We start from the raw sequence: 11,869 nt of genomic DNA on the forward strand, positions 1-11,869 counted from the left end.
TATGACAACATTTGGTGAGTCTGCGCCAGCGGGTGAGCTATTCAAGATGTTTGGCTTTACCACAGAGAACGTCGTTGAAACGGCACGTGGCCTGCTAAAATAAATGACGTGATGTCGATAAATAAGAGATTAATATCACGTCACTACAACGAGATATCGCTCTAGTCTTTTCAAGAGCCGTAACGGTTATCCGTTATGGCTCTTCGTTTTCCTCGCTCCAATCTTTCGTCCTCTCCCTAAACCCTCACCACACTTTATAAACACTCACTGCACTTTGTCCATAATGCACTTTTCGCGCTGTCATTCATCCGTTAGAACCTACAGTATCAGACACCACTACAGATGAGGTTGGTTGCATAATGACAACTGTCTCAAAAGTGAAACAGGATCATGCTTGATACTCGTTCTGTGCTTCCTAGACTATCAATATAGGAAGGAATCGTTGAAACGGAAGGAGTCCGATAATGAAGACCTGGATGACCATAATAGCGGTGTTTTTCAGCCAATGCGTTTGGGCAAACCAATTGACTATTGCCGACACCAATAATACTAAGTATGTCATTTCCGATAGTCAGCTGTTGGATATGCCGCAAACTTCCATTACGACGACACTTCCTTGGCTTGAAGAAGAGGCGACCTTTCAGGGAGTGACGTTACAAACCCTGTTCAAACAGTCTAAACTGGCGCTTCCGCCAAGCCTAACCTTCGTTGCTTTAAATAATTATCAGGTGGTTATTCCTCGATCGGATATTGAAACGTATTCCCCTATCATTGCAATCCTCAAGGATGGTGAACCGATGTCTATCCGAAACAAAGGACCATTTTGGATTATCTTTCCTATCGCGACTAAACCGGAATTAAACATCACGGACTATCATTCAAAAATGATTTGGCAACTTAAACGCATTCAAATGTAGGTTTATGATTAAATATCTAGTCGAAGTGGTTCCTCTTAACATAATAAAGCTGTTCTTAGCGTTTTTAACGACGCTGGCATTAACCGTCAATATCATCACCATCGAAAAGATTAACACTATTAATGATGGTTTTTCTGAACGAAAAAATGAAGCGACGTGGTTCGTTTTCCAGCTGGTAAAAGAGTACTCTCAATTTGTCACAGAAGTCCGTATCACTCCCGTCGAAACCAAAAATCTTTGGCTTCATTTTGATCTAACTTGGAGTCGTTTCGACATAATCCTGAACAGTCGAGAGTCTTCAAATTTTATTAAAGACGAGAACTATTACTATTTCTTTTCAGACCAATTCGAGAGATTTCAAGCGTTAGAAAACTCTCTTAAACTCTATGAGTCTGGTAAGATAAAACAAGAAGCGCTCGAGCATCGCGTTGTTTTAAACTTTAACGAAGTTATCAACTTCATTAACACCAATTTTAGATTACAAAGCCCTTTATTTAAGAAGAACTCCTATGATTTAGAACGATTATTACTAACACAGAAAATGACAACCATGGTTCTCGTCTCTCTTTTTGTAATTATCATTGTTATTTTTTGGATAGAATCTTTAATAAGAAAATCAATCTATCGACGTGACCCACTCACACGATTAATGAATCGTTCTGCACTCACATACGACCTAAAGCCGCAGTTTTCTCAAAATTATTACAGTATACTCTCCATTCGCGTTCTAAATTTAGACGAAATAAATCAAAAGTATGGTATTGATTATGGTGATATTCTGATTAAGTCTGCAGCAGAAAAGATATCATCATTAATAGATAGCCGATTCAAATTATATCGCTATAGCGGTGCGACACTAATTGCACTAAGTAAATATAGCCAATCGATACAAAATGAAAAGACGTTAAAAGCAATGAGGGACAGTTTAAATGAACCTATTAACTTAGGCGACTTAGAACTAATAATGGATATTTCGCTCATTCACGAAAACAACGTCCATCGTTCTATACTACTGGAACGATTAACACTGCTCTCTCGTCGCAAAGCCGCATCACATAACGCTTAACTCACCAATGAATGACCTGCTGAGTTAGTCATTCATTGGTGAGTACTTTTTATTAATCAATGAGACGTCATTGACTTGATCTCGATAATGCTCCGCGTCATAGGTACGGTACAGTTGACAAAAATCATCAAATGCAAGCGGCTGACTAAATACATAGCCCTGTAATGTATCACAACCAATATTGCTGAGATAATGGCTTTGATAACTATCTTCAACACCTTCGCCGACAACACTTGCACCACATGTATGAGCTAAAGCGATGATCGACGTTAACATTTTTTCATTACCGCTTCCTGAACCAATAAGCTCAACAAAGCTCTTATCAATTTTTAACTCATCCACTGGATAATGGAGCAACTGATTGATCGACGTGTAACCCGTTCCAAAATCGTCTAGAGACACCTTAAAACCTAAGTCTCGTAACGCCTCAACCATACCTATCGTATCTTGCGTACTCTTAACATAACTGGTTTCAGTGATTTCAATTACCACTTTTTGTGGTGCTATTTGATATTTTCTACTCGCCTTAGTCAGCAAGTCAATAAACATCACGTTATACAATTCTAGTGCCGACACATTAATCGAAATGCTTTCTTGGTAATTACATTCGTTTCTCATCCGTTGATACGATGAAAATGCATTCTCGATAACCCACTGATCAATCGAAGAAATAATATTAGCTTGCTCCGCAATTCGAATGAACTCATCTGGACCAGTGTTGAATTGAAGCAGAGATGGACATCGAATTAGCACTTCCATGCCCTTAATCAACATGGTCTTCGCATCAATTAATGGCATGAATTCAAGCTCAAACTCACCGTTTCGACTGCATGATAGCAGTATTTTTTCAATCTCATCACGACGTTCTAATTGACGCGCCAATTTTTTATCAAAAATGACCAACGCTTGTCGACTCCGAATTTGCTTAGATTTATTAAAAGCTTCTTCAAGCCCTTTCTGCCACAACTCACTTCGCTCACTTAATGACAGAGGAAAAATAGCGATCGCCACATCCAAGTTAAACGTGTAACCATCTACAACAACACAATTTCCCCTTTTAGATTCAAACTGTCTAATGAAGGAGTCTATTTTATCCCCATGATTGACATCAACAACAGCGACGAAACAGTTTCCGCCATAGCGACTAATAGAGTAATCACTACAACCCATACCAAGATCAGCCTGATAGTTATGAATAAATGTTCTTAAACATTCCGCCACGGCAACCAGTACGCGGTCGCCAATGTTCGTACCGTAGAGATCATTAATCTTTCTAAAGTCTTTAATATCCCAACCGATAATGAATGCATTGTCGTTTGCATAGCACTGTATTCTTTTTTCTATATGTGATGTAAACGTTCGACGATTAGCTAATCGAGTTAAGTAATCAAATTCAGCTTCAAACTTAACTTTACTCAGCGTATCGATATAAGCATTTTTCAATACTGATATTTCGTCATCACCTTTTGAGCGTTTAAAGTAGCGTAATTCTTGACCACCCGCTTTAATATCGTCAATAAGATGTGAAATAGGCTTTAGTATTCGCATTCTCATAATAGTAATAATCACAAACAGAAGTATTGCTTCAATTGCAACGATATAGCCAAAGACTTCCAATGCTATGCGACGCTTTTCACTATCATAATGATTGTCCTGTATACTCAGTGTTAACGTCATTTTAGAACTGGAAAAGGACAACTGCGTTCGATTGGTCAAACTATCTTCAGTCTGTGATAACTTAATTTCTCTCGTAGATACTATATTGTTATTGTTATTGTTAGCTAATGAAAAATCTGCATTAACATAGGTGACGGATTTAATATCGTTCAACAATGTCGTTAAATGAGTCAACGGTGCATCGGTAATTAATATCGTTCGCTCTTTTTGCACCTGAGCACGCGGGTCTTCAGGAAACAACTTACTATCATAAGCGCCAACGAACGAGAATCTTACTTGGTCATTATCTGACTGATAAATAAATCCATCACTAAGAAACGGTTCACCTAACGATATTTTCACATAGGTATCGAACGTCCGCTGATAGATTTCATCAGGGAGTGTTGGAAAATAAAACGGGCCTCGTTTGATCGAAGTTGCGACAACAGTAAATAGCTCATCAATTACAAATATTTGAGCCCCATCGAGCGCTTTTATTCTCGGCTTTTCAACCAATTGACTCAGATATTTTTCTAAGAAACTTCGCCTAGCAATGTCACTGGTATTTTGAGTAAGGCGCAAAAATTGAATAGTCCCTGCAACCTCATGCGCCATAGAGGAAATACCATGTTGTTCATAATTAGTCGCATTGAAAGCACTGGTTACTTTGTCTTGCCACTTGATCACCTCAAGCGTTTTGTATCCTTCAATTCGTTGATAATATATTGCTATTCCTGCAATTATCACCAAAAAAGTGAGAATAGGAATTAACCATAAATGCAATCGCTTAAGTAACGTCATATTTACCTCAATTCCTCAACAATCCTTTGTCTCAAAAGCAAACCTAAGTCTGTTACACGGCGATAGAGAAAACTCTTTTCAAATACAGATTGAGGTGGGTTGAGTGAGGGTTCGCTGAGGTAATCTTGACTTACATATTCTAACGCGAGCTGATTCGGGGTCGAAAACCAGGACTCTTCAGCATTTAACGCGGCGATTTTAGGGTTAGAAAGAAAACGAATCACAGTAAGTAGATCTGAAGAAACAAATGTACCTTGCGGTATAGTCAAACACTCTAGCCAGATCGTCGTCCCCTCTTCCGGCACTACATAAGCCCACTCATTTTCTTCACCTTGGACATCTTCATTAAGCACAAATTCGTCGCCAGAAAAACCAAACGCAATATCAATATTACCAATCTTTTCAGGTGAATCCAGATAGTTGAGAATGTAATCTGACGTATACAGCAACGGTCGTTGCTGACTAAGTAATGCATAGGCTTGCTTGAGGTCTTGATTAACACTTGAAAAAGGATCTTTGTTCTCAGAAAGTAAGGCGATAGCAATCGCATCAATAGGATTGTAATACATCGCAATACGACTTTTTAAGCCCTTCGTGGGATGCAGTAAATCGTTCCAAGACGTAACGGGCGTTTCAAACGCAGACTTTCGATACAAAATCCCACTCGTACCCCACGCATAGGGGATCCCATAATCACCGCAGGCATCACTCCACTTGCTATCAAAATTCGGCGACAGCTCATCTTTAAGTGTCTTAGGAATCTTCGCGATAACACCTTGCTCAGCAAGAAGTTGTAACCTAACACTCTCAATAACCACAAGGTCGAAAGCATGACGGCGCTCACTTAGCATCACTTCATCTCTGACGCCTTCATCAGAAAAATAGGTTTCCTCAATAGAAACATTGTGTTTTTTTCCTAATTGCTCTTTTACGCTGTCTGCTAAAAAAGCCTCCCAGTTATACAAGGAAATAACGCCATGCCCGCCAAACACATAACTGGAAATACACAATGTACAGAGTGATACAACTTGGGCTAACCGGCGACTCGCATCCTTGCTTAAGATTCTATTCATGATATGTAACCTAAACCTTATCCGCTAGTAATAGGTTAGAACACCCACATGCCGAAGACGAGCTAGATGCATCTCACTTATGAGAAACCAACGCTTAAGGTGACGGCTTTTTATCCGAAATATCAGATATTTCAAAATCTAAGTGTCCAGTGAGCATATTGACTGTTAGCTTATATTCACTCTTAGGATCTCCATGGTGCTTAAATTGAAACGGATAGGAATGTACTGGATAAAAGAGTGGAACCTCATCGACAAGTGTAAGGTCGTAACCATCTTGTACATATACCTCTTGAATTTCGGCAAGCTGTCGCGCGGCTTTTTGCTCTAAGTGGCGCTCGTATTTGGGTTCTAGAGACGGATTTTTAGGATAACTGACGCCGTCATAGCTCATAGTACGAAGTGAATCATCGCTCCACACATAAAAATCTTTCCAACCCTTTGAGCGCCGCTCAGACATCAAGATAGGCTCTCTAACCACTGTCATACGGTTCAATTGTTCGCCTTTATCGTTAAAAAGGTAGGCGGTACAACCGCCTGAACCACAGAAATAAGATCCCTGCATTAACACCATTATTTCATCACGACCATCCAGATTAAGGTCCACCGCTCCCGCTTTATAGTGGGCGTTTTGCGGTGACGCTTCGAGCTTCTCTGGCAACAATATTTTTTGTTGGACTAATATATTGACGTTATCGAGTCCGAATCGTTCAGGTAAAGGTTCGTCCATCATTTGGGGCTGGCAACCCATTAGAGTTCCAAAGAAGAATATAACAACAAAGGCTTGTTTATTTAATGACAATCGGTTCACAACTTTTCCTAGTGCTTTGTTTTAAGTTAAGTGTATGAACAGATTGTCAATATCACAAGTTCAGGACAAACTATAGGGGCCATTTAGCCTGACGAATAGTCACAGACTAAGCGTCACTGGTTAAGCGCTGAAGTTTAAAGTGTAAACAGAACCCGAATAGCCAAAAGAATAAGAACAACACCTGAAATTTGATCAATAATACGCGCTTTCGACTTCAAAAACTTGAGTAAATAAGGTGAGGATAGCATCACAGTAATAAGCGTATACCAAAGCCCATCCACGACCAGCGGAGTCGCAATAATGATCGCCTTGTCTGACAGTTCACTTCCTACCGCAACAAACTGGCTAAAAAGCGCGGTAAAAAACAATGCGATCTTGGGACTAAAAAGAGAAATAAAAAAACCTTCTTTCGCCGACGTTAACACCGACACTGGCTGGCCTGACTCTAATCGCTCAACTATCCCGCCCTTAGACCGCAGTGCATTGTAGCCTAACCACGCCAGATAAAGGGCGCCCATTAATGAAAGCGACTTAAAGACCAATGGAAACTGATGCAATAATACGGTTAAACCAAGTACGGTAACCAACGCATAAATACCAATTCCGACAGCGTGCGCCCAGGCGGTGGCAAAACCGTTCACTCGGCCACCAGATAAACTATGTTTGGCAACAATAGCTAAACTCGGTCCGGGTGACATCGCACCAAGTAAACAAATCGTAAAAAGTGAAATCCAAGTTGTTAGTGTCATTTTTGCTCCTTATTAACAGAGCAACTCTACACCAAGTTGTCTTAGCAGAGAACCGATTAACTGCTAATGAATCAATATTATAGCGAGTCGTATCCTGACTGAGCTTGTATTACGACCGAGCGTAACGATGTTTAAGCCTTCAGATACCAGAGCACTACGTTACTTAAGATCACGATGCCTCTGTATTAACATGGTCTAATGGCAAAATTTGCCCAGAAACGACCTGATTTTTACCATTATTTTTCGCTTGGTACATCAACTTATCTGCGTCTGCCAGTGTCTTACAGTCTTTTGCCTGTTGATACACAGCACAACCTACGCTGATGGTAATTGGGGTGTAATCAATATCTGGGAGCATAATCTCTCGCACCAATCGACAAAGGTGCTGAGCGTGCCTAGTGGATTGTTCAATGTTGCTGTCACAATAGCAGATAGCAAACTCTTCCCCACCAATACGAGCAAAAACTTGGCCATCAGAAATGGTTGCCTTAACGGTATTGACTACCGAACGAATCACCATGTCACCATTTATATGACCGTATTGATCATTCACTAACTTAAAATTATCGATATCGATAATGACAACCGTAAGCGTAGATTGGCGATTCCTAAACAGCTCCAAACACTGAAAGAAACGACGGCGATTACTTAACCCTGTGAGCGCATCGGTTTCTGACAAAAATTTAAGATCCTTGTTTATTGCGGCAAGTTCACCGGTTTTTTTACGTACATTGTAGCGAAGTAACACAGCGTAACCGCCAATCAGTAGACAAAATAGACTCAATGCAAGCGGCAATAAATACTGAGGATAAACGGTTCTTATGTGCATCCATTTACTGAATACACGCTGCTTTTCTTCTGAACTAATATTGTGAAACCGCTCTGAGACCTGAGAGAGTAATTGACTATTAGACCGTTCAGAAGCGGCGTATAGCGTCCCGGTGTATAAGCGTTTAACGGCTATAAAGTCTTGGTTTACTCCCTCACTGTAAAGATAATAATTCGCCACTTGCAAGTCTGCACTAAAAACCAAAATATCGCCTCGAAGTGCCGCGTTGATCATATCTTCATTATTTTTAAACGCCTTTAATGACACATTGGGGAAATTTTTACGTAAGTGAGATTCTTCATATCCACCACGTACCACACCTACGTCATAACTATGAGAACCGAGTAAAAAATCGTTAACATTAAAGCTCACCAACTCTTGATGAAAATAGAGTTGATTGTCAATTTGTAGTAGCTCTATCGCAAACTCTAAAAATTCCTCACGCTCCGTTGAGCGTAACAATCCGGCATGAATATCGACTTGTCGATCTCGAACTAAATCAATGGAGGTTTGCCAATCAACTAATTTAAAGACCACTTCAACATCATTGGCTTGACCATAACTTTTCCATAAGTCAATTAATATACCCGATGGTTTACCATCATCATCAAGATAGGAATACGGTTTCCAAGCCTTAGAGTTAGAAATCGTTAATGTTTCATGGGCAGCTTGAACATTTAACGTGCAACAAATCAGAGCGACCATCAAAAACTGACGCACCACCGATTGAAGTAAACTCACAACGTTTCTCCAGCTTCATCACAGTAATTATTTGTAGTCCCTTATGTATAGACACTTTTTATGTGACATGCTGCCAAAAAAATCAGCAAATACGACCTAAATCGCATAAATAACTAATTAATCATTAAGAAGATTCTTAACGCTAGACTTTCGGTTCTCTCAGTACATTCAGTCACCAAAAAAAGGCCATGCGTTGTCGCGATCTAGCAGCAAACAACCGACGATCCAAAAACGGTTGTTCGCCACCTGATACCACTAACCGTTTAAAGCAAACTTTACCGCAGCAGCAGAGTGAATTTTGGTCGTATCGTACAACGGCACCGGAGTTACCTCCTCATTAATTAGCATCGCTATTTCCGTACAACCCAAAATAATCGCCTCTGCGCCTTGCTCCTTCAAATCTGCAATGACTTCTAAGTAATCTTGACGGGAGTTTATTTTTACTTCCCCCTGCACCAATTCTCGATAAATGATGTCATGAACAAGCTTTCTTTGGACACCATTCGGTACCAGTACTTTGATGCCTTGAGCTTCAAGACGTTCTTTATAGAAACGTTGCTCCATGGTAAAGGCGGTGCCGAGTAAACCCACGATTCGGCGATCGTCTTTGTTTAATTCGTCTGCTGTTGCATCGGCAATATGAATCAACGGAATGGATACGCTACTTGCCACATCATTGGCGACTTTATGCATAGTATTGGTGCAGATTAACAGACAATCTGCACCCGCCGATTCCACAGCTTTTGCGGCTTTACTCAAGATAGTCACGGTTTGTTGCCAATCTTCGCTGTTCTGTAGTGCAGCAATTTCTGCAAAATCGACACTGTACATCGCAATTTTCGCGGAATGAAAACCACCAAGTTCAGATTTAACTCCCTCATTGATGGCTTTATAATAATTCGTTGTTGATTCCCAGCTCATACCACCAAGTAACCCTATCGTTTTCATGCGTCAGCTTCCCTCATCACCATTAATGTCATTTTAACTTAAGCAATACCACACAACTCTTCAAGTTAACGGCCTCAATACTGCTAAATAATAACCGTCTTTATTTCATTCATAGATTTCACAGGTGTGACTCTCACCATGCATAGCGCAAAGTGCGCTGACCAGTAAAAAAATTCGTGAATATATTAAAGTTCGCCAAATCGGCACCGATAATATACTTAGCTATACAAAACAATGTACTCAATAGCGAGTGCACATTCACAGCAATAATAATAAAAACAACGACAGTAAAAGCTAAATCGTTGAAATACCATGTTAAATTTAAGGTAATGTATGAAATTTAGTCACAAAATCGTCTCTGCTTCCGCAGCCTTGCTGCTTGTCACTGTATCAACGCTCGGCATCACGCAACTGATGACGGTTCGAAGCGAATTACAAACTCATATCGACTCTAGCATCCACGAGCTCATATCCGGGGTAAAAAGCACCATTTCATATGATCTGAATGCCAAACGCGATTTAGCTAGCGCAGTGACCGAATCTATCGAGATCGCACCTAACGATCGTCACTACGTGACAAAGGTCATCACTACGCCAACGCTTAGAAACACCTTCCAAGCGGTCGGTATTGGTTATGACGATACTGGTACCTTAGTGAGTAATGATGGTTGGGTTCCTGATGCAAACTATGATGCTCGTACGCGTCCATGGTATAGCGAATCTAAGATGGCCCGTGACACGATCATTACTGACCCTTACGTCGACTCCTCGACCAAAAACGTCATTATTTCTCTCGGTTCACCTCTTAATGACACTGATGGTCAATTTATCGGAAGTGTGGTGTTTGATGTTACATTGACCACACTGGCAGACATGGTTAACCAAACCGATCTCTTCGGTGCGGGCTATTTGTTTGTTGTGACTGACAAGGGCATGACGATTGCACATCCAGATAGCAGCTTAAATGGCGAACCTATCGGCGCTTTCCTTCCTAATGTTGCATTAAAGGAAGGCGCTCAGCAGCTCAGCTTTGATGGAAAAGAGTATCAAGTTAACTTAGTTCTCGTCCCTGAAGAAAACTGGTATGTGGGCGCAATCATTGATAAAGGCATCGCTTTTTCGGCAATGAGTGAACTGCGTAACCAATCCATCTTCTTCATCATTTCAGGTCTGATTGTTAGTGTAATCGTACTAACATTGCTCATTCGCGTGTTAATGAAACCACTAAATGAACTAAACTCAGCTATCCAAGATGTTGCCAATGGTGATGGTGACCTAACTCACCGCCTAGATACAAATACCGATGAAGAGTTCGCTGAACTTGCTCGTGGGTTTAATACCTTTACAGAAAACTTGCAAGGACAAATCATTCAGTCAAAACTCATTTCCTCAAAAATCATGCAGTTAACTGAGCAGACGACGGAAGGTTCTAAGCAATCAGCCGAGGCGATGACCACCCAACTGCAAGAGCTAGAACAACTCGCTACCGCAATGAATGAAATGGCCAGTACGTCTGCTGAAGTTGCCAACAATGCACAAGGGGCTGCAAGCGCGGCTCAAGAGGCCGATAACGCCACTCAAGAAGGTTCAACGGTCGTCATGGATACGACTGAAGCCATCACAACGCTTTCTGCAAGCATTGACGACGCGGTTCATGAAGTGCAAGGGTTGGAGACTGCCACTGATAATATTGAAACCATCTTAAAGGTCATTAACGATATTGCTGACCAGACGAATTTATTAGCTCTCAACGCTGCCATCGAAGCGGCGCGAGCAGGGGAATCTGGACGAGGGTTTGCCGTTGTCGCTGATGAAGTCCGCACTCTGGCGCAACGCACGCAACAATCGACAACAGAAATCCGCAGTATGATTGAACAATTACAATCTGGAGCACACTTGGTTTCCAATGCCATGACGCAAAGTAAAGGCAGCGCTGTTCAAGCCGTAGAGCGCGCACAGCAAGCCAACGACGCACTTGAAAAAATTCGTCAGTCTATTGCGCAAATCTCGGACATGAATATGCAGATTGCTGCTGCAGCTGAAGAACAAAGCTTAGTCGCAGAGGAAATTAACTCTAACACCATTAAGATTAAAGACTTAAGTGAACTAGTTTCTGATTCGGCAAAAGGCGCTAATGAAGCAATGAAAGAGCAAACCTCAAACGTTCACCAACAAGAGCAATTGCTAGGCAGCTTTAAGGTGTAAGGTGTAAGGTGTAAGGTGTAAGGTAAAACCTCACCAACTAAATTAGGCCACGCTTGATGACGTGTCCTATTCACAA

The 11,869-nt window shown here is 41.0% G+C and carries 9 protein-coding genes; 3 read left to right on the forward strand and 6 right to left on the reverse strand.

The window, feature by feature from the left end; genetic code table 11:
- The first annotated feature begins 464 nt into the window (after positions 1-464).
- Positions 465-917, forward strand: coding sequence for a hypothetical protein (locus tag MD535_RS21655; RefSeq protein WP_265677121.1), 453 nt, complete (start codon positions 465-467; stop codon positions 915-917).
- 4 nt (positions 918-921) lie between these two features.
- Positions 922-1,983 (forward strand): GGDEF domain-containing protein, encoded by a 1,062-nt coding sequence (locus MD535_RS21660; RefSeq protein WP_265677122.1) that lies wholly within the window; start codon positions 922-924, stop codon positions 1,981-1,983.
- A 24-nt stretch (positions 1,984-2,007) separates the two neighbouring features.
- Here the strand turns inward: MD535_RS21660 and MD535_RS21665 are convergent, their stop codons facing one another.
- The 6 genes from MD535_RS21665 to MD535_RS21690 all read right to left on the reverse strand — a co-directional run bounded on the left by MD535_RS21665 (position 2,008) and on the right by MD535_RS21690 (position 9,588).
- Positions 2,008-4,440, reverse strand: a complete 2,433-nt coding sequence (locus MD535_RS21665) for a GGDEF domain-containing phosphodiesterase (RefSeq protein ID WP_265677123.1) — start codon at positions 4,438-4,440, stop codon at positions 2,008-2,010.
- A 2-nt stretch (positions 4,441-4,442) separates the two neighbouring features.
- Complete coding sequence (locus tag MD535_RS21670) at positions 4,443-5,513, reverse strand: polyamine ABC transporter substrate-binding protein (RefSeq protein ID WP_265677124.1); 1,071 nt, start codon at positions 5,511-5,513, stop codon at positions 4,443-4,445.
- Positions 5,514-5,607: 94 nt separating this feature from the next.
- Entirely contained in the window at positions 5,608-6,321 is a 714-nt protein-coding gene (locus MD535_RS21675) for a hypothetical protein (RefSeq protein ID WP_265677125.1), read from the reverse strand.
- A 134-nt stretch (positions 6,322-6,455) separates the two neighbouring features.
- Complete coding sequence (locus tag MD535_RS21680; RefSeq protein WP_265677126.1) at positions 6,456-7,070, reverse strand: LysE family translocator; 615 nt, start codon at positions 7,068-7,070, stop codon at positions 6,456-6,458.
- Positions 7,071-7,239: 169 nt separating this feature from the next.
- Positions 7,240-8,640 carry a sensor domain-containing diguanylate cyclase gene (locus MD535_RS21685; RefSeq protein WP_265677127.1) on the reverse strand — a complete coding sequence of 467 codons (1,401 nt, stop codon included), beginning with the start codon at positions 8,638-8,640 and terminating at the stop codon, positions 7,240-7,242.
- 255 nt (positions 8,641-8,895) lie between these two features.
- Positions 8,896-9,588 carry an aspartate/glutamate racemase family protein gene (locus tag MD535_RS21690; protein ID WP_265677128.1) on the reverse strand — a complete coding sequence of 231 codons (693 nt, stop codon included), beginning with the start codon at positions 9,586-9,588 and terminating at the stop codon, positions 8,896-8,898.
- Between the two features lie 333 nt (positions 9,589-9,921).
- On the opposite strand from MD535_RS21690, the gene MD535_RS21695 reads away from it, so the two are divergent.
- Positions 9,922-11,793, forward strand: coding sequence for a methyl-accepting chemotaxis protein (locus MD535_RS21695; protein WP_265677129.1), 1,872 nt, complete (start codon positions 9,922-9,924; stop codon positions 11,791-11,793).
- The last annotated feature ends 76 nt before the right edge of the window (positions 11,794-11,869 follow it).

Origin of the sequence: Vibrio qingdaonensis (assembly GCF_026191675.1) — a bacterium.
In the GTDB taxonomy this organism is placed as follows: Bacteria; Pseudomonadota; Gammaproteobacteria; order Enterobacterales; family Vibrionaceae; genus Vibrio; species Vibrio qingdaonensis.